The sequence below is a fragment of the Mesorhizobium ciceri biovar biserrulae WSM1271 genome (assembly GCF_000185905.1).
Taxonomy (GTDB): domain Bacteria; phylum Pseudomonadota; class Alphaproteobacteria; order Rhizobiales; family Rhizobiaceae; genus Mesorhizobium; species Mesorhizobium ciceri.
Genome location: NC_014923.1, coordinates 1949814 through 1976043 on the forward strand (window position 1 = coordinate 1949814; position 26230 = coordinate 1976043).

The window sequence follows — 26230 nt, forward strand, 5'->3', positions numbered from 1 at the left end:
GGGAGGAAACGCCCAAGGAGGGCATGGACAGGAAACCCTGTCCGAGGTCGAGGGTATTGTGCGTTGCACAAATGTCAAGCGACCTTCAGGCTTTTTTAATTCACTCTGATGTGGAAATTGCGTTTCGACGACGCTTATGTGACATCCGGGCAACAGATGCCGTCGCGGAGAAGTCGTCGAACACACTTGTTTTGGTACGAAATTGGCGGCAGAGCACGGCTCGGACATGCTGCAGTGCGGGAGAATCAGTTGGACATCAGTGTCGATTTCATGCGCCGCATCGCGCAGGTGGCGGCGGCGGAGACCTTGCCGCGCTTTCGTGCCCAAGGCGCGGTCGCCAACAAGGAACAGGGCAGTTTCGATCCGGTCACCGAGGCCGATCGCGAGGCCGAGCGCGCTATCCGGGCGTTGATCTCTGCCGAGTATCCCGACCATGGCATTCTTGGCGAGGAGCATGGCAGCGAGAACATTTCGAGCCGGCATGTCTGGGTGATCGACCCGATCGACGGCACGCGCGCCTTTATTTCCGGCCTGCCGGTGTGGGGCACGCTGGTCGGGCTGACGGTCGACGGTGACGCCGTTGCCGGCATGATGGCGCAACCCTTCACCGGCGAGCTGTTCTACGCCAACGCCTCAGGTTCGCACTATGAGGGGCCGGGCGGGCCGCGAAAACTGACGACCCGCAAGACGACGAAGTTGGACCAGGCGACGCTGTTCACCACCACGCCGGCGCTATTCAAAGGCGAAGCGCGCAACCGTTACGATGCATTCGAAAGACAGATCCAATTCGCCCGCTATGGCGCCGATTGCTATGCCTTCGCCATGATCGCTTCGGGAAGCGTCGATATCGTCGCCGATCCCGGTTTGAAGCCATACGACATCGTGGCGCTGATCCCGATCATCGAGAAGGCAGGCGGTGTGGTCACCACATTCGATGGCGGGCCTGCGGAAAAGGGCGGCGATGTCCTGGCGGCTGCAACGCCGGAACTCCACGCAGCTGCCATGGCCGCCTTGCGCGGCTGACCAGCGACCGGCGGCCGTCAGGCCGTGGGGTCGTCGCTGCCGGGAATGAAGGCGTCGAAGGCGGCGAGCAATTGCTCGCGGTAGATATCGGCTTCCTGCAGGATTTCGTGGCGGGAGCCGTCGATCATCAGCAATGAACCGAGCCGCAGACGCCTGGCGTAGGCTTCGACAGCCCTGGTCGAGACGACCTGGTCGGCGCCGGCGGCGATGATCAGCAGCGGGACCTGGATCCGGGCCATGAAGTCGGGGTCGCTGACGGCTTCCGAAGCTTTCGCGGCTGCCCGCAGCCAACGGATCGTCGGCCCGCCAAGCGCCAGTTGCGGGTATTCTTCATAGATCCGTGTGTTGCGCCGATAGCGTTCCGGGTCCGATGTCAGCTTGTTGGTCTCGAAAGGGGCCGTTACCCTCGGCCGCGGACCCCAGGCGGCATAGAGCCGGCCGAGGCCGAGAGCGCAGAACAGGGAACAGACGCGGCGAACCGTCGAGATCGAGACCGGCAGGTCGGGCAGCGTCAGGAAAGGCGCGATCAGCACCATGCGCCGAACGCGGTTCACCATCGACGGCGCGGCCAGCAGGGTGATCAATGCGCCTGCCGAATGGGCCAGGATGTAGTAGGGTCCGCGGCAATCGGGCAGCACGATCTCCTCGAAGAACTGTTCGAGGTCGGCGGTGTAGTCGCGGAAGCTGCTGACGTAGCCGCGCTGGCGATCGCGAATCAGCCGGTCTGAATCGCCCTGGCCGCGCCAGTCGAGCGTGGCGACGCCAAAGCCACGATCGGCAAGGTTGCGGATGGTTTCGAAATATTTCTCGATGCACTCGTTGCGGCCGGTGAGCAGGACCACGGTGCCCTTCATCGGGCGAGCGACCGCGCCGAACAGGCCGTAGCGGATATTCTTGCGGTCACGCGTGGTGAAGAAGCCGCCGGTGGCGTTTTCCGGCCGCGGATTGCCCTCGATTTCGTGAAAAAGGGAGTTTTCGGTGAAAAGATCCGTCATTCGGCGCTTCGTGCTCGGCGTCTCGCATGCCCGCCTGCGCTGGCCGGCTCCGCTATGGTGATAGACGCCCATGCGCCAAAAGCCAAGGAATTCCCGGTGACTGACTGGGCTGCAACAGGGAAGGCCGGAAGCCGCTTGAAAGCGTGCTTCCGGCCTCTGTCGATCCGGGAGGAAGGGACGTTACACCCGGTCGGCCTCGTTGCGGTGCCTGTTGTGCAATCGGCGCCGCCAGTCCTTGATCCTGGAATGGACTTTAGCGCCGGCTGCCTGAACGCGCGCCGAAGTGCCGGTTCATCTGCCGTTCATCAAGGGTCCGGCCGCCGTGGCTTTTGCCGCCAGGTGAAATCTTGAAATGCTTTCCAGCGCTCCCCAAATGTCTCGTGCGGTCGCCAATGTCGGGGCCGCTGGCCCACCCGAAACGCCGCTCAAGGGTTTCGCACCGGCCATACGCAAACCATGTTGCTCAACAGGAGAACACCTCATGCGTCACGTTGATTTTTCCCCGCTCTATCGCTCGACCGTCGGCTTCGATCGTCTGTTCACGATGCTCGATTCGCTTGCGCAGCCGGATGGCGCGCAGACCTACCCGCCCTACAACATCGAGCGCACCGGTGAGGATTCCTACCGGATCTCGATGGCGGTTGCCGGCTTCTCTGACGAGGAAATCTCGATCGAAGCCCATCGCAACGTGCTGACCGTGAAGGGTGAGCGCAAGGACGAGGGCACCGGCGAAGGCTCTGAACTGCTCTATCGCGGCATTGCCTCGAGAGCCTTCGAACGCCGCTTCCAGCTTGCCGACCACGTCGAAGTTGTCGGTGCTTCGCTGAAGAACGGCCTGCTGTTCGTCGACCTCAAGCGCAACATCCCCGAGGAGCTGAAGCCGCGCAAGATCGCGATTACGGCATCTTCGGCCAAGGCCAAGCAGATCGAGGCCAAGACCGCTGCCTAAAGTACAAGTCTCCTCCCGAGACGGAAGCGGCGCCGAAAGGCGCCGCTTTTTTGTTATCGGGGATTTCGGTATCAGGCGATCAGCTGGCCAAAACGGTCGACCTCATCGGCCGTCGTCGCGAAGCTGGTGACGAAGCGATACAGCAACTCGTCCTCGCTGATGTGGCCGTCAAAGCCGTGCGGCTTGTGCCAATCATAGAACGCCGCACCCGCTGCCTGCAGCTTTTCAGCTTCGGCTTTCTTGATCACTGCGAAAACCTCGTTTGCCTGCGGCAGCCATGCCAGCTTGGCCGTGGCCGAATCCTCGATCGCGGCGGCAAGGCGTGCGGCCATGGCGTTGGCGTGGCGGGCGGTGTCCAGCCACAATCCGTCTTTGAAATAGGCCTCGAACTGCGCCGCGACGAAGCGCGATTTCGAAAACAGCTGGGCGGCGCGCTTGCGCAGGAACGCCAATTCCCTGGCACGATCAAGATCGAACAGCACGATCGCTTCGGCGCACCAGCAGCCATTCTTGGTGCCGCCGAAGGACAGGATGTCGACGCCGCGTTTCCAGGTCATTTCGGCTGGCGACGTGTCGAGCGCGACCAGCGCATTGGCAAAGCGGGCGCCGTCCATGTGCAAGGGCACCGAATATCGTTTGGCGATCGCCGCGATCGTCTCGATCTCATCCAGGCCGTAGATGGTGCCGACCTCGGTCGACTGGGTGATCGAGACGGCCATCGGCCGTCCCCAATGGACGATTTCCGGTGCGAAACGGCCGATGGTCCTTTCCAGATTGTGCGGATCGATCTTGCCCAGCGCGCCATCGATCTCATGCAGGCGTGAGCCGCCGGAAAAATACACCGGCGCGCCGCATTCGTCCTCGATGACATGCGATTCGCGGTGAGCAAAGGAAATGCCGCCCGGCTTGTTGTAAGCGGTCAGCGCCAGCGAGTTGGCGGCCGTGCCGGTGGCGACGAAGAACACCGCGACCTCGCGTTCGAAAATCTCGCTGAAGCGCTGGTAGACTGCCTGGTCGAGCGCTCCGTCGCCGTAGGCGGTGGAAAAGCCGCCGGCATTGGCCGACAGGCCGGCGGCAATGTTGGGGTGGGCGCCTGCCCAATTGTCGGAAGCGAAGAACATGCATCTGCCTATGTCTTGGGAGAACGGGGGGGTGGGGAAATCAGACTGAAGTTGACCGGTTTCGCGTGCTGATCGCAAGGGCCAGGCGCCGGAAAAACAGTAAAGCCAGCCAACGGGCAAAGCCCAGGCCGACGACTGAAGCTTACGTTTTTCCTCAGCTTCGCGACATTTTCTGTCGCGAATGCCCCAAGTTTTTTGCAAATCGGTCTTGTGTGCGTCCGGGATTTCTGCCATAAAAATTTAGGACAGTAGTGCTGTCTTATTTTGTCGCACAAAACGAGCTGGATTGGCGTATCATTTGGGCCTCTCCGGCTGTTGCCGCGAGCGACAGGTGGACAGCCAGACTCTGGCCTGTACGATTACCGGATGCGATCCATGCGGAAAGCCGCCTGGTTCGACAGGATTTCGCAAGACGTGCCACAAGGATCAGGGTGAGCCAAGCGCTTGCCGAGGCAAACCAGCGCCTGAATGGCTGGGAAGGAGGACAGGAGATGACGGACATGACGCACTCTGCGACGAACGGCCAGGCCGCGCAGACGAAAGCGGCAACCGTCAAAACCACCTTGCGATCCAATATTGGCCGAAGCGCCAACGGATTTTCCGCCCAGGGCCTCTACGATCCACGCAACGAGCATGACGCCTGCGGCGTCGGTTTCATCGTCAACATGAAGGGCGTGAAGTCGCATCAGATCGTCGAGGACGGGCTTGCTGTGCTCGAAAACCTGACGCATCGCGGCGCCGTCGGCGCCGATCCGCTGGTCGGCGATGGCGCCGGCGTACTGGTGCAGCTTCCCGACCAGTTCTTCCGTGAGGAGATGGCAGCCCAGGGCATCGAGCTGCCGCCGGCGGGCCAGTACGGCGTCGGACACTGGTTCATGCCGCAGGACGCCGCCCTTCGCGCCCATATCGAGGACATCATTGCCGAATCGGCGCAATCCGAGGGACTTCCGCTCATCGGTTTCCGTGACGTGCCCGTCGACAATTCGTCGCTGTCGAAGGCGCCCGACATCGTGGCATCCGAGCCGTTCCATCGGCAGATCTTCATCGGCCGCACGCCAGACATTACCGATGACGAGGAATACGAGGCCAGGCTCTATCTGCTGCGCAAGGTCATATCGGGCCGCATCTATGCCGAGAACGACAACATGGACGTTGGCGCCTATTGCGTGTCGCTGTCGGCGCGCACCATCGTCTACAAGGGCATGTTCCTGGCCTATCAGGTCGGGGCCTACTACAAGGACCTCAAGGACCCGCGCTTCGAAACCGCGCTGATCCTCGTCCACCAGCGCTTCTCGACCAACACGTTCCCGTCATGGAAGCTGGCGCATCCCTACCGCATGGTCGCCCACAATGGCGAGATCAACACCGTGCGCGGCAACAACAACTGGATGGCTGCGCGCCAGGCGTCGGTCGATTCCGAACTGTTCGGCAACAACATCTCGAAGCTGTGGCCGATTTCCTATGACGGCCAATCCGACACCGCCTGCTTCGACAATGCGCTCGAGTTCCTGTTCCAGGGCGGGTACAGGCTCAGCCATGCCATGATGATGCTGATCCCGGAAGCCTGGGCCGGCAACAAGCTCATGGATGCCGATCGCAAGGCCTTCTACGAATACCATGCGGCACTGATGGAGCCGTGGGACGGACCGGCGGCGGTGGTCTTCACCGATGGCCGCCAGATCGGCGCCACGCTCGACCGCAATGGCTTGCGCCCGGCGCGCTACATCGTCACCGACGATGACCGCGTCATCATGGCCTCGGAAGCCGGCGTGCTGCCTGTGCCGGAGGAGAAGATCGTCAAGAAGTGGCGGCTGCAGCCTGGCCGCATGCTTCTGATCGACCTGGAGAAGGGGCGCATCGTCTCCGACGAGGAGCTCAAGTCGGAGATCGCGACCAAGCATCCCTACAAGACCTGGCTCGCCAACACGCAGCTGATCCTCGAAGATCTGAAGCCGGTCGAACCGCGCGCGTTGCGCAAGGATGTCAGCCTGCTCGATCGTCAGCAGGCATTCGGCTACAGCCAGGAGGACACCAAGCTGTTGATGTCGCCGATGGCGACGACAGGCCAGGAAGCGGTGGGCTCGATGGGCACCGACACGCCGATCTCGGCGATGTCGGACAAGTCGAAGCTGCTCTACACCTATTTCAAGCAGAACTTCGCCCAGGTCACCAACCCGCCGATCGACCCGATCCGCGAGGAGCTGGTGATGAGCCTGGTGTCCTTCATCGGGCCGCGGCCCAACATCTTCGACCTTGTCGGCAATTCGCGCCGCAAGCGGCTCGAAGTTCGTCAGCCGATCCTGACCAATGGCGATCTCGAAAAGATCCGCTCCATCGGCCACACCGAGGACCGTTTCGACACCAAGACGATCGACATCACCTATGGCTCCGCCGAAGGCGCCGCGGGCATGCAGGGCGCCATCGATCGGTTGTGCGAGCGGGCGGAGGCGGCGGTTGCCGGCGGCTACAACATCATCATCCTGTCCGACCGCCAGGTCGGGCCCGACCGCATCGCCATCCCGGCGCTGCTGGCGACGGCGGCGGTCCATCATCACCTGATCCGCAAGGGGCTGCGCACCTCGGTCGGCCTCGTCGTCGAATCCGGCGAGCCGCGCGAAGTGCATCATTTCTGCTGCCTCGCCGGCTATGGCGCCGAGGCGATCAATCCCTACCTCGCCTTCGACACGCTGCTCGACATGCACAAGCGCGGCGAACTGCCGAAGGAAGTGGACGCCTACGAAGTCGTCTCGCGCTACATCAAGTCGATCGGCAAGGGCATCCTCAAGGTGATGTCCAAGATGGGCATCTCGACCTACCAGTCCTATTGCGGCGCGCAGATTTTCGACGCCATCGGCCTGAAGACCGATTTCGTGCAGCAATACTTCACCGGCACCGCGACGCTGATCGAAGGCGTCGGCCTGGACGAGATCGCGGCCGAGACGCTCAGCCGCCACAATGACGGTTTCGGCAACGACCCCGTGCTGCGCAACAGCCTCGAGGTCGGCGGCGAATACATGTTCCGCATGCGCGGCGAGGCGCATATCTGGTCGCCCGATGCTGTCGCCACCTTGCAGCACGCCGTGCGCCAGGGATCGTGGGAAACCTTCAAGGACTATTCCGCCCAGATCGACAGCGAGACGGCCCGCGCCCAGACCATTCGCGGCCTGTTCAAGCTCAAGCTGGCCGGGGAAACCGGCCGCAAGAAGGTGGCGCTCGACGACGTCATGCCGGCGGCCGACATCGTCAAGCGGTTCTCGACCGGAGCGATGTCGTTCGGCTCGATCTCGCGCGAAGCGCACACGACGCTGGCGCGCGCGATGAACCAGATCGGCGGCAAGTCGAACACCGGCGAGGGCGGCGAAGAGGCCGACCGCTATCTGCCGCTGCCGGGCGGCGGCAAGAACCCGGAACGCTCGGCGATCAAGCAGATCGCCTCGGGACGTTTCGGCGTCACGGCCGAATACCTCGTCAACTCCGACATGATGCAGATCAAGGTGGCGCAGGGTGCCAAGCCCGGCGAGGGCGGCCAGCTGCCCGGCCACAAGGTCGACGCCACCATCGCCAAGGTCCGGCATTCGACGCCGGGCGTCGGCCTGATCTCGCCGCCGCCGCATCACGACATCTATTCGATCGAGGATCTGGCACAGCTGATCTACGACCTGAAGAACGTCAATCCAGCGGCCGACGTGTCGGTCAAGCTGGTGTCGGAAGTCGGCGTCGGCACGGTCGCGGCGGGCGTCGCCAAGGCGCGCGCCGACCACATCACCATCTCTGGCTATGACGGCGGCACCGGTGCCTCGCCGCTGACCTCGCTCAAGCATGCCGGCAGCCCGTGGGAAATGGGCCTTGCCGAGACACACCAGACGCTGGTGCTGAACGGCTTGCGGTCGCGCGTTGCGCTGCAGGTCGATGGTGGCTTGCGCACAGGGCGCGACGTCATCATCGGCGCGCTGCTCGGCGCCGACGAGTTCGGCTTCTCGACCGCACCGCTGATCGCGGCCGGCTGCATCATGATGCGCAAATGCCATCTCAACACCTGTCCGGTCGGCGTCGCGACGCAGGATCCGGTGCTGCGCAAGCGCTTCAAGGGCACGCCCGAGCATGTCATCAACTTCTTCTTCTACGTCGCGGAAGAGGTGAGGGAGCTGCTCGCCGAGATGGGCTACACCCATCTCGACCAGATCATCGGCGACACCGATCTTCTGGAAAAGCGCGACCTGATCGTGCACTGGAAGGCGCGCGGGCTCGATTTCTCGAAGATGTTCTTCAAGCCGGATGCGCCGCATGAAGCGGTGCACTGGACCGAGCGGCAGAAGCACCCGATCGACGACGTGCTCGACCGCAAGCTGATCGAACTGGCCAAGCCGGCGCTCGAGAGCAAGCTGCCGGTCAAGATCGAGGTCGATATCCGCAATGTCGACCGCTCCGCGGGCGCCATGCTGTCGGGCGAAGTGGCCAAGCGCTTCAAGCACAAGGGCCTGCGCGAGGATACGATCCAGGTGAAGCTGACCGGCACTGCCGGCCAGTCCTTTGGCGCCTTCCTGGCGCGCGGCATCTCGTTCGAGCTTGTCGGCGCCGGCAACGACTATGTCGGCAAGGGCCTGTCGGGCGGACGTATCGTCATTCGGCCGCCGGAAGAGGCCAAGATCGTCGCGGCTGAATCCATCATCGTCGGCAACACGGTGCTCTATGGCGCAACCGAGGGCGAAGCCTATTTCGCCGGCGTCGCCGGCGAGCGTTTCGCCGTGCGCAATTCGGGCGTCGCCGCCGTCGTCGAAGGCGTCGGCGATCATGGCTGCGAGTACATGACTGGCGGCATCGTCGTCGTCATCGGCAAGACCGGCCGCAACTTCGCCGCCGGCATGTCTGGCGGCGTCGCCTACGTGCTCGACGAGGCGGGCGATTTCGCCGAGCGCTGCAACATGGCGATGGTCGAGCTGGAGCCGGTTCCGGAAGAAGACGATCTGATGGAAAGGCTGCTGCACCATGGCGGCGACCTCGACCACAAGGGCCGCGTCGACGTCTCCGGCGACATGACCAGCCATGACGAGGAGCGGCTCTACCAGCTGATCTCGAACCATGTGCATTACACCGGGTCGGTGCGTGGCCGCGAGATTCTCGACGACTGGGCGACGTTCCGGCCGAAGTTCCGCAAGATCATGCCGGTCGAATACCGCCGCGCCCTGATCGAGATGGAACGCATGCGCATGGGCGTTGCGGCGGAATAGGCTTTGCAATGGCCGGGGAGCCCAGGCTTCCCGGCCCATCTTCATCGACAGTTTGACCTCCGGCGCAAGGTTGCCATGGCTGCCTCAAGGGGTTAACGGGTGCGGCGAAAACCGCACCATCTGGACAGCAGGAACTGGACTATGGGCAAGGTAACAGGCTTTCTCGAAATCGACCGGCAGGTGCACAAGTACCAGCCGGCCTCCGACCGCATCCGGCATTTCCGCGAGTTCACGCTGCCGATGTCTGACAAGGAGGTCGAGAAACAGGCCGCGCGCTGCATGGATTGCGGCATTCCGTTCTGCCACGGGCCGACCGGCTGCCCGATCCACAACCAGATTCCAGACTGGAACGACCTCGTCTACAATGGCGACTGGGACAACGCGATCCGCAACCTGCATTCGACCAACAATTTCCCGGAGTTCACCGGCCGCATCTGCCCCGCGCCTTGCGAGGAAGCCTGCACGCTGAACCTCGAGGACATTCCCGTCGCCATCAAGACGGTCGAGCAGGCGATCGCCGACAAGGCCTATGAAACCGGCCATATCAGGCCCTATCCGCCGGAGAAGAAGACCGGCAAGCGGGTCGCCGTCATCGGCTCCGGCCCGGCCGGCATGGCGGCTGCCCAGCAGCTTGGCCGCGCCGGTCACGACGTCCATGTCTACGAGCGCGAAAGCCGGCCCGGCGGGCTGATGCGCTACGGTATTCCCGACTTCAAGATCGAGAAGCACTATATCGACCGGCGCATCGAGCAGATGCAGGGCGAGGGCGTGACCTTCCATTGCGGCGTCAATGTCGGCGTCGACAAGCCGGTCGCCGAACTGCTCGCCGAACATGATGCCGTGCTCTATTGCGGCGGTTCCGAAACGCCGCGCGCGGCCGGTATTCCCGGCGACGATCTCGGCGGCGTGCATGACGCGATGCCCTATCTGGTGCAGCAGAACAGGCGGGTCGGCGGCGAACCGATCCAGTCGGTGGCGTGGCCGTCGCATCCCATCATCGCCGGCGGCCAGCATGTCGTCGTCGTCGGCGGCGGCGATACCGCGTCCGACTGCGTCGGCACGGCCTTCCGCCAGGGCGCGGTGCGCGTCACACAGCTCGATATCCGCCCACAGCCGCCGGAGAAGGAAGACAAGCTTTCGGTCTGGCCCTACTGGGCGACGAAGATGCGCACCTCGTCCTCGCAGGCCGAAGGCGCCGAGCGCGAATTCCAGGTGGCGACGCTCGAATTCATCGGCGAGGAAGGCCAGCTGACCGGCGTCAAGTGCTGCGAGGTCGATGACAAGCGCAAGCCGATCGCCGGTACCGAATTCGTCATTCGTGCCGATCTCGCTTTCATCGCCATCGGCTTTGCCGGGCCGGCCGCGGCAGGTGTGGCGAGGGAATTGGAGGGTGAGATGAAGATCGCCACCGACAGCCGCCGCTCGCGCAATGTCGAGGCCAATGACCGCGACTACAAGACCAGCGTCGACAGGCTCTATGCGGCCGGCGACGTGCGTCGTGGCCAGTCGCTGGTCGTCTGGGCGATCCGCGAGGGCCGCCAGGCTGCGCGCGCGATCGACGAGGCGTTGATGGGGTCGAGCGTTCTCCCGCGCTGAGCCCGGCCTCAGAGCCGCGCTGCGAGACTAACGATTGATCGCGGTCGTGGTGTCGGTCGCGGCTGCGGCCTTCGGCGGCCAGGAGAAATCGTCGGCGCGGCCGGGCGATGCAATCGGTGCCTTGCCCTCGACCACAAGCTTTTCACCGGGCAGGTCCGGATTGGCCTTTGCCGGCGGTGCCGCGCCAAGCAGCTCCGAGCCGCCGTCGAGTGCCGGATCGCTGAGCAGCATCGGCGCGGTGCGGTCGATGACGATGGGGGGCGCGGCCGGCGCCGGCGTCTCGACAGGGGCGCCCGCCGGAGCGGACGGTGTAATCATGCTTCCCGGCGCGGTCAGGCCGAGGATCTTCAGCAGCGGTTTTTCGGTGTAGAAGGCGAGCTTGCGCTTGCCCGCCTTCGAGATATTGATGCCGTCATCGGCGCGCAGCCGCACCGGCTGGCCGTTGATGTCGGGGCCGCTGGTGACGAAGGCGCCGTTCTCGTCGACAAAGCCGTCCCAGATATCGACGAATTCGCCGCCATGGCTTTCTGCGGCCTGATGGTAGATGTCGTTGAAGGCAAGCATATCCGAGGTCATCTTCGGCACCCGGAACGCCGGCATGCCGACCCAAAGGAAGGGGACCTTGGCCGCGGCGATGGCTTTGCCCAGCGCGTCGGTCCTGCGTTCATATTCCTTGGTCCAGTTCTCGGAGCGTGGCTGTTCGCGCACGTCGCCCACCTTCATCGACTGGCGGTCGTTGGAGCCCAGCATGACGATCACGGCGGCGGGTTTTTCGGTCTCGATCAGCGATTTGATCTGTTCGGGCCAGTTGTAGAAATCATCGCGCACGAAGCCGGACGAGCCATTGCTGCGAACGACGATCCTGACGCCGGCATTCTCTGCGAAAGCGGTGTCGAGGCCTTCGGCGAGGCCGGCCGCCATGAAGTCGCCGACCACCAGGACGGTGCGGGCGTCCGGCGCCTTGTCGACCACCGGGATTTCCGGTTCCGCGGGCGGGCGCGGGGCGCGGGGTTTTTTCGCCTTGGGCCTGGGCCTCGGCTTCTGGATATCCAGGGGCGGCTCAATGCGCTCGCTGCGGCGCGGAAACAAAAGGTCGCGCAACGACCAGCCGCGGTTTTGCTGCTCCTGCGCCATGGCCGGCGCATGAAAGGCGCCAGCAACGCCGACGGCAAGCACGACCACGGCCAGGACGAGCACCGGCATGCGACGAACAAGCCCTGCGATGCGCGCAGCCGAAGCCAATCGTTTCCTCCGTCCCTTGGCGCAGTCCTGCCGAAAAACCGCATCGGTTTCTCGGCAAATGCCGCGCCAACCAGATTGCTACAGTGTCCTTTGCGCGCCTGGAAGGCCGCGCGGCACCGCAGGCGGCTCTATTTCTGCCGGAGCCACTTCAGCACTTCCATGCTCGGATAGCCGTCCTGGGTCAAGCCGGCCTTGGCCTGGAAGGCCATGATGGCAGTCTTCGAGCCGTCGCCGATCTTGCCGTCGAACTTGCCGTCGTAAAGGCCATGCTGGGAAAGCCGCTTCTGCAGCTCCTGTCTTTCCTCGAAAGTAAGCTTGGTGAAAGGCCGCTTCCAGTCCTGCACCAGACCGCTCGAGCCGGCGATTTCGTCGGCAAGAAGGCCGACGGCCAGCGCATATTTGTCGGCGTTGTTGTAGGCCTTGATGACCGTGAAATTCTTGATCATCAGGAAGGCTGGCCCGCTGCGGCCGTCCGGCACCTTCAGCGTCGCCTTGTCGGAGCCGTTCTTGAACGGCTTGCCGTTGGCCCTGGCGACGCCGAGCGCCTGCCACTGCGACAGCGTCTTGGAACCGCCGGGAAGTTTTCCGGCTGGCAAGGCGACCTCATAGCCCCAGGTCTTGCCGGCCTGCCAGCCATTCTTCTTCAACAAATTGGCTGATGTCGCCAGCGCATCGGGGATCGAATTCCAGATGTCTCGCTTGCCATTGCCGTCCATGTCCACGGCATAGTGCAGATAGCTGGTCGGGATGAACTGGGTGTGGCCCATGGCGCCGGCCCAGGATCCGCTCAGATGGCTTTCGTCGATGTCGCCGGTCTGCAGGATCTTCAGCGCGGCGATAAGCTGTGTGCGGGCGAATTTCGCCCGCTTCGGATCGGCGTAGGCCAAGGTCGCCAGCGAGCGAACGACGTTGCGCATGATGTCGTCGCGCTTGAGGATCTCGCCATAATTCGATTCCATCGACCAGATGGCCAGCAGGATGTAGCGGTCGACGCCGAACCTGGCCTCGATCCGATCCAGCCACGGCTTCCATTTCCTGGCCATCTGCTGGCCGACGGCGACGGACTGATCATGGACGCGGTTGTCGAAATAGTCCCAGGCGGGGGCCGTGAATTCAGGCTGCGTGCGCGCCTTTTCCAGCACCACGGGATCGATATCCCTGATGTTCCTGAAGGCCTGGTCGTATAGGGCGCCGGAAACGCCGCTCTGCACGGCGGTGGCGCGGAAGCCGGCGACCCATTGCCGGAAACCGGCATCGGCGAAAGCGGGGCCAGGCATCAGCAGAGCGAGCGATAGGCTGGCTGCCGCCATGACGCTGGTAAAAATTTTTGCGGCATTGCGAACGGACATCTTTTCCTCCTTCTCTGTCTCAGGAAAGACCATTCATCGCCGAACCAGGTTAGGAATTAGTTTACCATAGGTGCCACCGGGAACGAAAAGACGCTTCGAAGCTTTACCGGTGGACGTTCCCCTCAGTTTCCCAGTAATCCCCAATTCCGGCGTGAAAATGTCTTGAAACGGGGATTGCGGAGCTGGCCCTCAAACGGATAATTGAAAGCATGAAGAGAGTTCGCAAGGCAGTCTTCCCGGTCGCCGGCCTCGGCACACGGTTTCTTCCGGCCACCAAGGCTGTCCCCAAGGAAATGCTGACCGTCGTCGACCGGCCGGTGATCCAGTATGTGGTGGATGAGGCGCGCGAGGCCGGCATCGAGCATTTCATCTTCGTCACCGGCCGCAACAAGGCCGTCATCGAGGACCATTTCGACATCCAGTTCGAACTCTATGACACGCTGGCCCAGCGCGGCAAGGACGACCAGCTCGCCCGTCTGCAGCGGCTGCAGCCGGCGCCGGGGCAGACCAGTTTCACACGCCAGCAGGTGCCGATGGGACTTGGCCACGCCGTCTGGTGCGCCCGCGAGCTCGTCGGCGACGAGCCCTTCGCGCTTTTGTTGCCCGACATGATCATGCAGTCGGAGAAGAGCTGCACGAAGGCAATGGTCGAGCTCTACGAGGAGACGGGCAACAACATCATCGCGGTGCAGGAATGCGATCCCGCCGAAACCCACAAATACGGCATCGTCGGCCGCGGCGAGGACACGCATCACGGCTTCCGTATCACCGAGATGGTGGAAAAGCCGAAGGCCGGCACCGCGCCGTCCAACCTGTACATCAACGGCCGCTACATCCTGCAGCCGGAGATCTTCAAGATCCTAGAAGGTCAGGAAAAAGGCGCCGGCAACGAGATCCAGCTCACCGACGCCATGCTGAAGCTGGAAAAGCAGCAGCCTTTCTACGGCTACCACTATCGAGGCCGCACGTTCGACTGCGGATCGCCGGAGGGTTTTGTCGAGGCCAATGTCGCCTTCGCGCTGTGGCGCAGCGACATGAACGAGAACATGGCGGGCGTCATCCGCACGCTTCTCGACGAGCTGAAGCCGTCAGAGCGCCGTGGCGCTGCGTTTTAAAACATCCTAGCGAGCGGCCGGATGTCGTTGGTGCGGCCGTTCAGCGCTGCACCTTGACGCCGAGGAAGATGCTGTTGGCGGTGTAGTCCCGGCCCGGCAGGTTGCTGGTCAGTTTCTCGCTCCTCACTCTTGTGGTCAGGCCGGCGTAGCGGTTCAGCCACCAGGTCAGGCCGGCCTCGGCGCTCAACACCCTGTCATGGCCGTCGATGCCGATGTAATCACGCCAGTCGAGACCCAGAGCCGCGTTGGCGGTGAGGTTGGCGCGAATCTGGCGTTCGCCTGTCAGGCGACCGGAATAGAGGATATCGCCGCTCTCGCCCGATGTGGTCGTGGGCTCGACGGTGGTCCGCCCGGTCAGGCCGATTATGGTGCCGCGCTCGGGTGACCATTTGAGGTCGGCGTTGACGGTGGCACCCGAGATCGCATCAAGGTTTTTGTCGTCGATCGCTTCCCTGAGCCAGCCGGCCGAGAATTCGCCCGACAGCTTCTCACCCATGTCGAGTGCAAGGCCGGCGCGGGCGCCGAGCCGCGTCGACGAGCGCTCGAAGCCTTCATTGTCGATGCGTTGATCATAGGTCCGGCGGCCGACCTCGATTTCGGTGAAAGGGGTCAGGGCAGGGGAGATCTCGTAGCCGGTGCGCAACGTCGCCGTGTAGAGCGTCGAGTCCTGATCCTTCTGCGACAGCGAGGTGCCGTCCGAGAGCTTGGCGTCGCCGTAGAAGTCGTGCGAGACCGCGCCGGTCAAGGTGTACTGCATCTTGCCGAGATGCTTTTCGACGGCCAGGCTGCCATCGATGGTCTGCCGCAGCGGCTGCTTGCTGACGCCGGCAATGGCGTCCGGCGATGATGCCGATTCCGGCACGGCCTCGTAGCCGAGCTTGGCGATGGCGCGCAATTCATTGTCGAGGTCGACATTGAGCTGGCCTTCGATGCGGCCTTGCTCGTCGTGAACCGGGTAACCCGAGACGGTCTCGCGAAAAAGGCCATAGCCGTCGATCGTAGCGGAGTTCTCGCGCCAGTCGGAGGCGGCGGAAAAGCGCAGCGCCGTCTCGGACAGCAGCGCCGACTTGCCTGCACTGCTCGAATCGCCGTTCGAGGTGGCGGTCAGGCCCTGTTCGATCGTCGGCCGGATGACGAAGGAGCCCCATTTGACGCCGGTGGCGGCAAACGGATCATCCTCCAGCTTCTTCTTCTGGCCTTCGATGGCGTCCGTACGCTCCGCTCCTGGGTCGAGCTTCTGCCTGTCGGCGCTGTCGATGGTGAGTGCGCGGCGGTTGGCCGTGTCCGCATCGGTCTCTGCAGCATCGGTGGCGTCCGTCGTGGAGGCGGTCCGGGAGGCGGTCGTGGAAGCGGTGATGTCGGAGGTGTCGGCCGTCGATTTCTTCTTCTTTTTCGACTTGTCGGCAGCCTTGTCCTTGGCTTGGTCAGCCGCATTCTGCCTGGCGCTCGATGAGCGGCGGCGCGGCTTGGGCGGCGCCGCCGTGTCGGCGGACGTGTCGTCAGTGGCTGCCGGCGGGTCGAAGAGGCTGCCGGTCGCGGTGGCGTCGCCAGTGTCGGCGTCGTCAGGCACGGCACCGGCGCTGGCCGGCAGATAGGTGCGGGCCGGCGCATTGTCCTGCGCGGCGTTGGCCGGCTGTTGACCCTGCGCTGCCAAGGCCAGCTGTCTCGCCTTGCGCTGCTGGTCGGACAGGATCGCCGATTCCGAAACTTCGCCGCGCAGTTCGGTTTCCTGGGCATGGAGCGCCGTTGGGCGCAGCAAGGCAAACATGCTGGTTGCCAGCAGCAAGGCGCAGACCGCCTTGCCCCCACGTCGCGTCGAATTTTCTGGCTGGACCCCGGACATCGCCACCACTGCTTGCGCGGCGCACGCGCGCCATACTTACCGAACCGTAAATGGGGATGGTTAACGGAGGGTTGAGGCAGCGGCCCGTCAGCTGCCTGAAGCGCTGATTTCCAAAGGGATTCATACTGCGTGCGTTTTCTCGCCTGCCGTCGTCTGAAACCACCGCACACGTTCGGGCGATATGCCTGGGGCCATTTCCGTTGGACAGCGCGCCGGCAAAGCGCTAATCGCATCAGCCATGCATGCGGGATCCCTGGATAAGAAGCCTTTGGACAGGCAAGCCTCGATCGCTTCGGCGCTGAGGACGGTGGCGACAGAACAGGCTGGTGTCGAAGCCCTCGCCGAGGCGCTGGAGAATGGGCTGGCCGCGCCTTTCGCCCAGGCGGTCGAGATGATCTCGGGGATTGAAGGCCGGCTCATCGTCACCGGCGTCGGCAAAAGCGGCCATATCGGTTCGAAGATCGCCGCGACGCTGGCCTCGACCGGCACGCCGGCTTTCTTTGTCCATCCCGCCGAAGCCAACCACGGCGATCTCGGCATGATCGCCAGGGACGACGCCATCATCGCCATGTCGTGGTCGGGCGAAAGCAAGGAACTGATGGGCATCGTCGCCTATTCCAGGCGCTTTTCCATTCCGCTGATCGCCGTCACCGCCGGAGAGACATCGGCGCTGGCGCGGGCGGCGGACGTGGTGCTGCTTTTGCCGCGCGCTCCGGAGGCCTGTCCGCACGGCCTGGCGCCAACGACATCGACGCTGCTGCAACTGGTGATGGGCGACGCGCTGGCGATCGCGCTGCTCGAAGCACGCGGCTTCACGCCGGACCATTTCCGCACCTTTCACCCGGGCGGCCAGCTCGGCGCCAACCTGACGCAGATCCGCGAGATCATGCATGTCGGCGACAGGCTGCCGCTGGTGGTTGCGGGCACCGGCATGCAGGACGCGATCCTGGAACTGTCGCGCAAAGGATTTGGCTGCGTCGCGATCACCGATGTCGACGGTGCGCTGGTCGGCATCATCACCGATGGCGACATCCGCCGTCACATCGGCAGCAATCTGCTGGCGATGACGGTGGATCAGGTGATGACAAGAGGTCCGAAGACCGCGACGCCGGACACGCTGGTGGCAACGGCGCTGCAGACGATCAACAATTCAGCCATCACCAGCCTGATGGTGGTGGAGGGCCGGAAACCAGTCGGCCTCATCCACCTGCATGATCTGCTGCGTATCGGCGCCGCCTGAACGTTCAGACCGCCTCGACGGTCAGTTCCAGATCCGTATCGGCCGCACCCGTCACGCGCACTTGCGTGCCGGCCGGCAGGTCAGGGCCGGAGACACGCCACAGTGTGTCGCCCAGCTTGATGCGGCCGCGCCCGTCCCGGATCGGTTCGGCAAGTGTCGCCATCCTGCCGACCATCTGCGCGCCGCGCCGGTTGAGCAGCGGCTGATCGGTCGGGTCGTTGCGGCTGCCGACCAGCTTCTTGCCGACATAGGCCGAGACCAGCGACAGCGCCAGGAAGGCGAGGACCTGGACCTGCCATGTCCAGAAGCCGGTGTCCCAGATCAGCAGCGACACAGCGCCGATGATCAGCGCGGCGATGCCGATCCACAGCATGAAGATACCCGGCGCGATGATTTCCATCACCAGCAGGACGAAACCGAGAACCATCCAGTTCCAGGGGCCGAGTTCGGAAACGATGCGGTCGATCATTGGTTTCGACCTCAGTTGTCGGTTGGGCGAACGACCGGCGGGCGCGCGGCCTGCCTCTGCGAGCCGGTCGTGCCCTCGCTGCGGAAGACTTCCTTGGCGATCTCGCCAATGCCGCCGAGCGAACCGATCAGCGACGATGCCTCGAAGGGCATCAGCACGATCTTGCTGTTGGTCGCAGTGCCGATCTTGCCCAACGCTTCGGTGTATTTCTGGGCGACGAAGTAGTTCAGCGCCTGCACATCGCCTTTGGAGATCGCTTCCGACACAACCTGGGTGGCGCGGGCCTCCGCCTCGGCCGAACGTTCGCGCGCCTCGGCATCGCGGAAGGCGGCTTCCTTGCGGCCTTCGGCCTCGAGGATCTGCGACTGCTTGAGGCCTTCGGCGGCAAGGATCTGGGCGCGCTTGTTGCGTTCCGCGGTCATCTGCCGGCCCATCGATTCGATAAGGTTGGCCGGCGGGTTGATGTCCTTGATTTCGACGCGGGTGATCTTGATGCCCCACGGGTGGGCCGCTTCATCGACGACGCGCAGCAGGCGCTCGTTGATGGCGTCGCGGTTCGACAGGAGTTCATCGAGATCCATCGAACCCATGACGGTACGGATGTTGGTCATCGTCAAATTGAGGATGGCGTTCTGCAGGCCGGAAACCTGGTAAGCGGCCTGCGCGGCGTTGAGGATCTGGAAAAAGGCGATGCCGTCGACACCGACAATGGCGTTGTCGCGAGTGATGATTTCCTGGCTTGGAACGTCGAGCACCTGCTCCATCATGTTCATCTTGGCGCCGATGCGGTCGATGAACGGGTAAATGAAATTGAGACCCGGGCTCAGTGTCTTGGTGTAACGGCCAAAGCGCTCCACCGTATAGTTGTAGCCTTGCGGGATTGTCCTGATGCCTTTGATCAGCAGCACCAATACCAGAAGGGCAAGTGCACCAACCGCAATATCGAAACCACTGAAATCCATTTGGCTCTCCCTCAGACGAAGGCCGCACAAGCCATTCTCGCGCGGCCGACTTCACCAAAGACTTAAGTGTGTTTCAGATGCGTTACAATCAGGTGATGACGGATTGTTTGCGGGTGCGATCAGCGGTTGAAGGCAAACAATCTTGCATCCGTGTCCTCCAGCCCGTTGATCGAAGCCGGGACAATCTCGGAAGCGATCTGCGAGAAGGTGATGCCGTTGCCGCCGTAGCCCATCACTGCATGGATGCGCGGGTGGCGGGGAATGGCGCCGATATAGGGCAGGCCGGTGGTTGTGGTGCCGAACGAACCGGTCCAGGCAAAATCGGGCCTGGCGTCGAGATGCGGAAATACCAGGCCGAGCTTCTCGGCGATGCGTGTGCTCTTGTCGGCGATCAGCTCGTCGCGCCGCGCTTCGTCGACAAAATCCTCGTCCTCGCCGCCGCAAATGACCCGGCCGTCGATCGTCGTGCGCATATACAGATATGGCTCCGACGCTTCCCAGATGAACGCTGCGTCCGGCCAGAGCTTTCGCGGTTGCGGGCGTGTTGCGATCGCCCATGTCGAGATGATCCGGTGGGCCGCGGCCGGCACGATCTCCACAAGTTCGTAGCCGGTGGCCAGAACAACATGTCGCGCGGTTATGGTCGGGCCATCCCTGGTCGCGACGACAACAGCTTCGGCGCTATCCTCAATCACTGTCGCTTCGACGGGGGCGTAGAAGCGAGCCTTGCGCTGAAGGGATTTCAGCAGCAGCCCAGCCGTCAGCTTACGCGGGTCGAGCGCGATGTTGCCGTGGCTGAGAATGGCGCCTTCGCGGTCGATGCCGAATGTCTCCGCCAGCGGCGCCGGCGTCAGATAGGTCGCGGCGATGCCGGCTAGCCGCCGTGCCTTGGCCTCGTCGCGCAGTTCCGACGGACCAAGTATCGTGCCAGACAGGTAGAGCGACGGCGCCCGGCTCAGGCCGCAGTTGATGCCGAGTTCGGCGATGCGTCCGGCGAGATTGGAGACGGCGAGCCGCGAGCGCCGCCAGGCCTGCTGCGCCGAGGCTCTGCCGATCATCTTCGAAAGCGTGGAGAGAGGCTGGTCTATTTCGAATGCCACCAGCGCGGTGGTCGCGGCCGTCGAGCCCTTCAGCGGGCCGCGGCGGTCGATACAGATCACCCGATGGCCATCGGCCGTCAGCGCCTCGGCCATCATGGCGCCGCTGATGCCCATGCCGACGACCAGCACATCTGCCTTGACGTCCCGGGTCAGGCCGTCCGTCGGCACCGCAGGCGCGCGATAGGCTGACCAGACGGGCTGGCCAGTTCTGAGGTCGAGTTTGCGGGGCATCGCATTCTCCGGCGGCGCGCCTTAACGCCCCGGAGCTTGTGTTGTTCCGGAGTTAGAGCGGCGAGCCGCTCTAACTCCGGTTGACGAAATTCCCAAGGGAAAGCGCTATTCGCTTTTCCCGGGAAAACCGTTTCACACTTTTCCTGGAATTTCTCCTAGACCCAGCCAGACAGTTCGCGCCGCACCATCGCCTCGATCACCGCCATCCCCTCCGCGCTGTCGTTGAGGCAAGGGATATGGGCGAAATTCTTGCCGCCGGCATGGTGGAAGGTTTCGGCCGCCTCGCGGCCGATCTCATCCAGCGTCTCGATGCAGTCGACGGAAAAGCCGGGATTGACGACGGCGATCGACTTGACGCCGTCCTGTGCGAGTTTCTCCACCGTCTTGTCGGTATAGGGTTGCAGCCATTCCTGCGCGCCGAAGCGCGACTGGAAGGTGATGATCAGTTTCCTGTCATCCCAGCCGAGCCGTTCGCGCAACAGCCGCGTCGTCTTCTGGCAGTGGCAATGATAGGGATCGCCCTTCTCGAAATAGGGTTTTGGAATGCCGTGATAGGAGGTGATGACCACCTCCGGCTCGAAATCCAGCGTCGCCAGATGCCGTTCGATCGAACGCGCCAGCGCCTCGATATAGACCGGCTCGTCATAGTAGGGCGGCACGCTGCGGACGGCCGGCGCGCGGCGCATCTTCATCAGCGCGCGAAACAGCTGGTCGTTGGCTGTTGCCGTGGTCGTCGCCGAATATTGCGGATAGAGCGGAAACGAAAGAATGCGGTCGCAGCCCTGGTCGGCCAGACGCTGGGCAATGCTGGCGGTCGAAGGGTTGCCGTAGCGCATCGCCCAGTCGACGACGACATCAGGCAGGTCGCGCAGCGCTTCGGCCAGCTTTTCGGCCTGGGCACGGGTGTAGGTGCGCAGCGGCGACTCGTTCTTTTCCCGGTTCCAGATCCGGGCGTAATTGGCGCCCGACTTCTTGGGGCGCGTGGTGAGCACAAGTCCATAGAGGATCGGATACCAGATCGCCCTGTTGAGCTCGATGACGCGCGGATCGGACAGGAATTCACGCAGATACCGCCACATCGGCTTGAAATCGGTGCCATCGGGCGTGCCCAGATTGACCAGCATGACGCCGATCTTGCCCGCCTTGACCGGCGGATGCCCAGCGGGCAACGGGCCGAGCGCTTTTGCGACCTTGGGATCGGCAGGGGTGGGAAGCGTCATAAGGGTTCTCCGGGAGACGCGAACCTAACCATCTTGCGCGCGCATTCAATGCAGCGTCTGGCCGCACCTTAAAGCGGATTGTCCGAATGGATTCAGACGACCCGCTTTAACTCTTTGTTTTATGCATGTCGTTTTCCCAAAACCGAGGTCACTTTTGGGCGACATGCATTAGCCCGAAAACAGGACGCCCGTCCGGTTTTCGGACGGGCGGTGTCATTCAGGCATATAAGCGAGCTATTTCGGCGGGATGGTCAGCGTTGCGCCGACAGGAAGCCGGCGGGGTTCGTAGCCCTTGTTGGCGCCCGAAATGACCTTCCACCTGGCGCCGTCGCCATAGGCTTTCTTGGCCAGATCCCAATAGGTGTCGCCGGCAACGATGACATGGCTGGCTTCCGCTGGCGCGGCCTCAGCAGGCTTTGCCGGCTCGGCCGGTGCCGGCGCGGCTGGTGGCGCTGGCGGGGGAGGTGCTCCTTCCGTCGATATGGCCGGTGGTGTGTTGGCGATATCGCCCGAGTTGGCCGGTAATTCAGGCATTGCCGGTGCCGCTTCGGCAGGCTTGGCGGCTTCAGCCGGTGCGGGCGCCGGGGTGGCCGGGGCCGCTTCGGCTGGCTTGGCCGGATCGCTTGCCGGGGCCGCAGGCGCCGCGGCGACGGTCGCGGCTATTTCGGTGATGCGGCCGTCGAGCTTCGGCGTGTAGGGCCGGTGGGCGCCGAGATAGTCGGCGACCACCTGTTCGAGGCCGGGGCCGTAGTCGTAGGCATTCCTGGCCTTGTCGGCGAAGATCTTATAGCCGTCGCCGCCCTGGCGAACATAGTTGTTGGTGGCGACCAGATAGTCCTTGTCCGGCTTGATCGGCGTCCAGGCGCCGCCTTCCATGACCTCCACCGATTTGACCCGGCCGGCATTGGGCGCAACGGATTTGTCGAAGGAATATTTCAGGCCGGCGACCTGGGGGAAGCGCCCGGCGCCGTCCTCGACCTGACTGAGACCGCCCTCGAGGCCGGCCACCAGATCCTTGCCCGAAATCTGGAAGGTCGCCAGCGTGTTCTGGAAGGGCAGCACGGTCAGCACCTCGCCCATGGTGACGGTGCCCTTGTCGATCGAGGCGCGCAGGCCGCCGCCATTGGAGATGACGATCTCGACGCCCTGTCCCTTGACGCGGTCGAGGATGGCGTCGGAGACGAGATTGCCCATCGCGCATTCGCGGGTGCGGCAGCTCTCGCGACTGCCGTCGATGACGTCGGTGGTTTCGGCCACTTCCTTGTTCTTCAACGCCTCGATCGGCGCCCCAAGCTCCTTGATGCGGGCGAGCACGGCCGGGTCGGGGGTGATCGACTTGTCGAGATAGATCGGGTCGCCGCTGGCCGATTTGACGACGCCATTGTCGTCGAACACCACCTTGAACTCGCCGAGATATTTCGAATAGGAGGCCGCCTGCACCACCGGCACCTTGTAGCCGTCCGGATTGTCGACCATCGTCGGGTAGGGGCCTTCCGCCTTCGGGTCGGTGTTCGACAGCAGGGAATGGCTGTGGCCGCCGACGACGACATCGATGCCCGGGATCTTGGCGATGACGTCACGTTCGCGCCTGTAGCCGATATGGGTCACGGCGATGATCTTGTTGACGCCTTCGCCCTTGAGCTTCTCGACTTCGGCAGTGATCGACTTGACGTCGTCCTCGATGGCGACGTTGGGACCCGGCGAAGCGAGATCCGGCGTGTCGTTGGTGATCGCGCCGATGATGCCGATCTTCTGGCCGCCGACCTCGACGACAACAGATGGCTTGACGCGGTCGCCGAGCTTGGATTGCGCGTTGGCCTTCACATTGGCGCCGAGCACGGGGAACTTGATCATGTCGAGGAACGGCGCCAAGGCGGCCTCGCCGTCGTCGAATTCATGGTTGCCGAGGGCCATGGCATCGAACTTCATGTCGTTGAGGAATTCGCCTTCGACCTTGCCCTTATAGGTCGTGTAGAACAGCGAGCCCTGGAAATTGTCGCCGGCGCTGAGCAGCAGCACGTTCTGGCCTTCCAGCTTCTTGCGTTCCTGGGCGATCGCGGTGATCAGCCGGCCCGCGCCGCCGATGCACTCGCCCTTGGTCTCCTCGTCCGCCGAGCAGGTCGATTCATATTTGTTGTTGCCTTCGATGCGGCTGTGCCAGTCGTTGATATGCAGGATGTTCAGCGTGTAGTCGGCAAAGGACGCGCCGGCCGACAGGCCGAGGGTTGAGGCTGACAGGGCTGCAATGGCGGCAAGCTTCTTCATCTTCGTCTCCCGGAGAGCTGATCAGAGGCCATTAGCGCTCTTGCTTGACTGGAACATAACAGCCGGCGCTTTGGCCATGTTCCCATCGCGTTCCGGATGACGCAAGCGGAATCCGGGACCCTTTGCCGGCACAAAAAAGGACGGCGGCCAACCGGCCGCCGTCCTTGGAAAACGAATGGTCGTGGGTTCAGACGCGCCTTGTCAGCACGAAATTCTGACCGCTGGAGCTCGTGCAGTTGAGCTGGCTTGTCGACACCATCAGGCAGTTGAAGCTGACCGCGGTCTGGCGGATCAGCGAGGTGCCGTTGATCTGTACCGATGTGGCGCCGGTCATCGTGTAGCTGCCGTCGGCAAGCTTCTGGCCGGTGTCGGTGGCTACCGTCGTGAAGGTGCCGCCGGTGAAGGTCGACAGGCCGGTGCCCTTGGCGTCGATCCACGAGCCCTCGACGCCTTTCGGCGCCGCTGCCATCGGCGGTTGATCGGGGCCGCTGGTCGCGCAGGCGGCGAGCATCGCCGCAATGGCACCCGCCACGCTCATCGAAAGAATTTTGCGCGCAATGATCATGTGAAAATCCTCTCCTCTCGCATCGGCCCAAAAATCGGAAATCGATTTTCGACAAGCACGAGGCGTGCATCCAAGTTTCCAGAGCGACGTGCGTCCAGATGAATACGTATCGCTATGGTCCGCATCCCTTCAATCGCCCGATTTCCGGGCGATTGCAAGGCAGTGAGGCAGGTGGGCGGTGCTGCTATCGCACAAGGATGTTGCGGAACTGCCACGGGTCGTTCCGGTCGAGGTCTTCCGGGAACAGCCCGGGACGGTTATCGAGCGGCGTCCAGTCGGTGTAGTAGCCCTTGACCGGTCCGAGATACTGGGACTGCACTTCCAGGCACCGCCTGTAGTCCATCTCGTCGGCTTCGACGATGCCGGCCTCGGGATTCTCCAGCGCCCAGACCATGCCCGAGAGCACCGCCGAGGTGACCTGCATGCCGGTGGCATTCTGGTAGGGGGCCAGCTTGCGCGCCTCGGCGAGCGACAGCTGCGAGCCGTACCAGTAGGCATTCTTGTCGTGGCCGTAGAGCAGCACGCCGAGTTCGTCGACGCCGTCGATCAACTCGTTCTCGTCGAGCACATGATGCACCGGCTGAGGCTTGCCGGCGGCGCCGAACATCTCGTCAAGCGACAGCATCGCGTCGTTGCAGGGATGATAGGCATAGTGGCAGGTCGGGCGGTAATGCACCTTGCCCTTCTTCGAACGCACGGTGAAGAAATCGGCGATAGAGATCGCCTCGTTATGCGTCACCAGCAGGCCGTATTGCGCGCCGGGCGTCGGGCACCACGAGCGCACGCGCGTGTTGGCGCCCGGCTGCTCCAGGTAGATGGCTGCCTTCGAGCCGTGCTTGTGCTTCTTGGCGTTCTTCGGCATCCATGTCTCGTGTGTGCCCCAGCCAAGCTCCGCGGGCTGCAGGCCCTCGGAGATGAAGCCTTCGACCGACCATGTGTTCCAGAACACATCCATCGGTTTCGGCTTCTTGGTGCGCTGGGTGTCGCGTTCGGCGATGTGGATGCCCTTGACGCCTGCCTTCTTCATCAGCTTGGCCCAGCCCTCGCGGTCGTCCTGCGCGGGCTCCGAGAACTCCAGGCCAAGATCGGTGGCGAGATTGACCAACGCCTGCTTGACGAACCACGAGACCATGCCTGGATTGGCGCCGCAGGTGGAGACCGCCGTGGCGCCGCCGGGCTTGTCGTGCTTTTCCTTGAGCAGCGACTCGCGCAGCGCGTAATTGGTGCGGCTGGCGTTATCGGCCTTGGCGTCGAAATAGAAGCCGAGCCACGGCTCGACGACGGTGTCGATGTAGAGCACGCCGAGCTTGCGGCAGAGCCGCATCAGGTCCACCGAGCCGGTATCGACCGACAGGTTGATGCAAAAGCCCTGGCCGCCGCCATTGGTCAGAAGCGGGGTCAGGAGCTTCTTGTAGTTCTTCTCGGTCACCGCTTCCTGGACGAAGGTGATGCCGCGCTCGTCGAGCAGCTTGCGGTCGGTGTCGCGCGGATCGATAACCGTCATGCGCGACTTGTCGAACTTGAAATGGCGTTCGATCAGCGGCAGCGTTCCCCGGCCGATCGAGCCGAAGCCGATCATCACGACAGGGCCGCTGATCTCACCGTAAACGGGCCAGTTTTCATTCGCCATTTTATCGAGCACTCCTTCAAAGCCCAGGAAACTGGGAAAACGCACACACAAAACCGGGCATCTTTGCCCGGCGGCCATGCGCTACAT

Annotated in this window: 18 protein-coding genes; 6 read left to right on the forward strand and 12 right to left on the reverse strand. The window is 63.3% G+C overall.

The window, feature by feature from the left end:
- Positions 1 to 249: 249 nt before the first annotated feature.
- Positions 250 to 1023 carry a histidinol-phosphatase gene (hisN, locus tag MESCI_RS09415; protein WP_013529714.1) on the forward strand — a complete coding sequence of 258 codons (774 nt, stop codon included), beginning with the start codon at positions 250 to 252 and terminating at the stop codon, positions 1021 to 1023.
- 17 nt (positions 1024 to 1040) lie between these two features.
- On the opposite strand, the gene MESCI_RS09420 is transcribed toward hisN, so the two are convergent.
- Positions 1041 to 2018 (reverse strand): alpha/beta fold hydrolase, encoded by a 978-nt coding sequence (locus MESCI_RS09420; protein ID WP_013529715.1) that lies wholly within the window; start codon positions 2016 to 2018, stop codon positions 1041 to 1043.
- Positions 2019 to 2499: 481 nt separating this feature from the next.
- Between MESCI_RS09420 and MESCI_RS09425 the strand changes: the two genes are divergently transcribed.
- Positions 2500 to 2967 carry an Hsp20 family protein gene (locus tag MESCI_RS09425; RefSeq protein ID WP_013529716.1) on the forward strand — a complete coding sequence of 156 codons (468 nt, stop codon included), beginning with the start codon at positions 2500 to 2502 and terminating at the stop codon, positions 2965 to 2967.
- A 71-nt stretch (positions 2968 to 3038) separates the two neighbouring features.
- Here MESCI_RS09425 and MESCI_RS09430 read toward each other — a convergent pair whose 3' ends face one another.
- A complete protein-coding gene (locus MESCI_RS09430) occupies positions 3039 to 4088 on the reverse strand; it encodes a threonine aldolase family protein (protein ID WP_013529717.1) in 1050 nt (349 codons plus the stop codon).
- 491 nt (positions 4089 to 4579) lie between these two features.
- Here MESCI_RS09430 and gltB point away from each other — a divergent pair, with 491 nt between their 5' ends.
- Positions 4580 to 9316, forward strand: a complete 4737-nt coding sequence (gene gltB, locus MESCI_RS09435; protein WP_013529718.1) for a glutamate synthase large subunit — start codon at positions 4580 to 4582, stop codon at positions 9314 to 9316.
- Between the two features lie 141 nt (positions 9317 to 9457).
- Complete coding sequence (locus MESCI_RS09440; protein WP_013529719.1) at positions 9458 to 10912, forward strand: glutamate synthase subunit beta; 1455 nt, start codon at positions 9458 to 9460, stop codon at positions 10910 to 10912.
- 27 nt (positions 10913 to 10939) lie between these two features.
- On the opposite strand, the gene MESCI_RS09445 is transcribed toward MESCI_RS09440, so the two are convergent.
- Positions 10940 to 12154 carry an SGNH/GDSL hydrolase family protein gene (locus MESCI_RS09445; protein WP_013529720.1) on the reverse strand — a complete coding sequence of 405 codons (1215 nt, stop codon included), beginning with the start codon at positions 12152 to 12154 and terminating at the stop codon, positions 10940 to 10942.
- 128 nt (positions 12155 to 12282) lie between these two features.
- Complete coding sequence (locus MESCI_RS09450; RefSeq protein ID WP_013529721.1) at positions 12283 to 13503, reverse strand: lytic murein transglycosylase; 1221 nt, start codon at positions 13501 to 13503, stop codon at positions 12283 to 12285.
- 209 nt (positions 13504 to 13712) lie between these two features.
- Here MESCI_RS09450 and galU point away from each other — a divergent pair, with 209 nt between their 5' ends.
- Positions 13713 to 14618 (forward strand): UTP--glucose-1-phosphate uridylyltransferase GalU, encoded by a 906-nt coding sequence (gene galU, locus MESCI_RS09455; protein ID WP_013529722.1) that lies wholly within the window; start codon positions 13713 to 13715, stop codon positions 14616 to 14618.
- A 40-nt stretch (positions 14619 to 14658) separates the two neighbouring features.
- On the opposite strand, the gene MESCI_RS09460 is transcribed toward galU, so the two are convergent.
- Positions 14659 to 16461, reverse strand: a complete 1803-nt coding sequence (locus MESCI_RS09460; RefSeq protein ID WP_164754855.1) for an outer membrane beta-barrel protein — start codon at positions 16459 to 16461, stop codon at positions 14659 to 14661.
- Between the two features lie 238 nt (positions 16462 to 16699).
- Here MESCI_RS09460 and MESCI_RS09465 point away from each other — a divergent pair, with 238 nt between their 5' ends.
- Positions 16700 to 17701 (forward strand): KpsF/GutQ family sugar-phosphate isomerase, encoded by a 1002-nt coding sequence (locus MESCI_RS09465; RefSeq protein ID WP_013529724.1) that lies wholly within the window; start codon positions 16700 to 16702, stop codon positions 17699 to 17701.
- Between the two features lie 4 nt (positions 17702 to 17705).
- Here MESCI_RS09465 and MESCI_RS09470 read toward each other — a convergent pair whose 3' ends face one another.
- From MESCI_RS09470 to MESCI_RS09500, 7 genes are all read right to left on the reverse strand, one after another.
- Complete coding sequence (locus MESCI_RS09470) at positions 17706 to 18170, reverse strand: NfeD family protein (protein WP_013529725.1); 465 nt, start codon at positions 18168 to 18170, stop codon at positions 17706 to 17708.
- 11 nt (positions 18171 to 18181) lie between these two features.
- Positions 18182 to 19132: an SPFH domain-containing protein gene (locus MESCI_RS09475; RefSeq protein ID WP_013529726.1), complete on the reverse strand. Its 951-nt coding sequence runs from the start codon at positions 19130 to 19132 to the stop codon at positions 18182 to 18184.
- 119 nt (positions 19133 to 19251) lie between these two features.
- A complete protein-coding gene (locus MESCI_RS09480; protein WP_013529727.1) occupies positions 19252 to 20463 on the reverse strand; it encodes an NAD(P)/FAD-dependent oxidoreductase in 1212 nt (403 codons plus the stop codon).
- 155 nt (positions 20464 to 20618) lie between these two features.
- Positions 20619 to 21683 (reverse strand): ferrochelatase, encoded by a 1065-nt coding sequence (hemH, locus tag MESCI_RS09485; RefSeq protein ID WP_013529728.1) that lies wholly within the window; start codon positions 21681 to 21683, stop codon positions 20619 to 20621.
- 234 nt (positions 21684 to 21917) lie between these two features.
- Positions 21918 to 23948: a bifunctional metallophosphatase/5'-nucleotidase gene (locus MESCI_RS09490; protein WP_013529729.1), complete on the reverse strand. Its 2031-nt coding sequence runs from the start codon at positions 23946 to 23948 to the stop codon at positions 21918 to 21920.
- 187 nt (positions 23949 to 24135) lie between these two features.
- Entirely contained in the window at positions 24136 to 24513 is a 378-nt protein-coding gene (gene omp10 / locus MESCI_RS09495; RefSeq protein WP_013529730.1) for an outer membrane lipoprotein Omp10, read from the reverse strand.
- Between the two features lie 184 nt (positions 24514 to 24697).
- Positions 24698 to 26143, reverse strand: a complete 1446-nt coding sequence (locus tag MESCI_RS09500) for a homospermidine synthase (RefSeq protein ID WP_013529731.1) — start codon at positions 26141 to 26143, stop codon at positions 24698 to 24700.
- Between the last annotated feature and the right edge of the window lie 87 nt (positions 26144 to 26230).

Coding starts and splice junctions, on each gene's coding strand:
- MESCI_RS09420 (WP_013529715.1), bottom strand. CDS start 2,018: ATGACGGATCTTTTCACCGAAAACTCCCTTTTTCACGAAATCGAGGGC.
- MESCI_RS09425 (WP_013529716.1), top strand. CDS start 2,500: ATGCGTCACGTTGATTTTTCCCCGCTCTATCGCTCGACCGTCGGCTTC.
- MESCI_RS09430 (WP_013529717.1), bottom strand. CDS start 4,088: ATGTTCTTCGCTTCCGACAATTGGGCAGGCGCCCACCCCAACATTGCC.
- gltB (WP_013529718.1), top strand. CDS start 4,580: ATGACGGACATGACGCACTCTGCGACGAACGGCCAGGCCGCGCAGACG.
- MESCI_RS09440 (WP_013529719.1), top strand. CDS start 9,458: ATGGGCAAGGTAACAGGCTTTCTCGAAATCGACCGGCAGGTGCACAAG.
- MESCI_RS09450 (WP_013529721.1), bottom strand. CDS start 13,503: ATGTCCGTTCGCAATGCCGCAAAAATTTTTACCAGCGTCATGGCGGCA.
- galU (WP_013529722.1), top strand. CDS start 13,713: ATGAAGAGAGTTCGCAAGGCAGTCTTCCCGGTCGCCGGCCTCGGCACA.
- MESCI_RS09460 (WP_164754855.1), bottom strand. CDS start 16,461: ATGTCCGGGGTCCAGCCAGAAAATTCGACGCGACGTGGGGGCAAGGCG.
- MESCI_RS09465 (WP_013529724.1), top strand. CDS start 16,700: ATGCATGCGGGATCCCTGGATAAGAAGCCTTTGGACAGGCAAGCCTCG.
- MESCI_RS09470 (WP_013529725.1), bottom strand. CDS start 18,170: ATGATCGACCGCATCGTTTCCGAACTCGGCCCCTGGAACTGGATGGTT.
- MESCI_RS09475 (WP_013529726.1), bottom strand. CDS start 19,132: ATGGATTTCAGTGGTTTCGATATTGCGGTTGGTGCACTTGCCCTTCTG.
- MESCI_RS09480 (WP_013529727.1), bottom strand. CDS start 20,463: ATGCCCCGCAAACTCGACCTCAGAACTGGCCAGCCCGTCTGGTCAGCC.
- hemH (WP_013529728.1), bottom strand. CDS start 21,683: ATGACGCTTCCCACCCCTGCCGATCCCAAGGTCGCAAAAGCGCTCGGC.
- MESCI_RS09490 (WP_013529729.1), bottom strand. CDS start 23,948: ATGAAGAAGCTTGCCGCCATTGCAGCCCTGTCAGCCTCAACCCTCGGC.
- omp10 (WP_013529730.1), bottom strand. CDS start 24,513: ATGATCATTGCGCGCAAAATTCTTTCGATGAGCGTGGCGGGTGCCATT.
- MESCI_RS09500 (WP_013529731.1), bottom strand. CDS start 26,143: ATGGCGAATGAAAACTGGCCCGTTTACGGTGAGATCAGCGGCCCTGTC.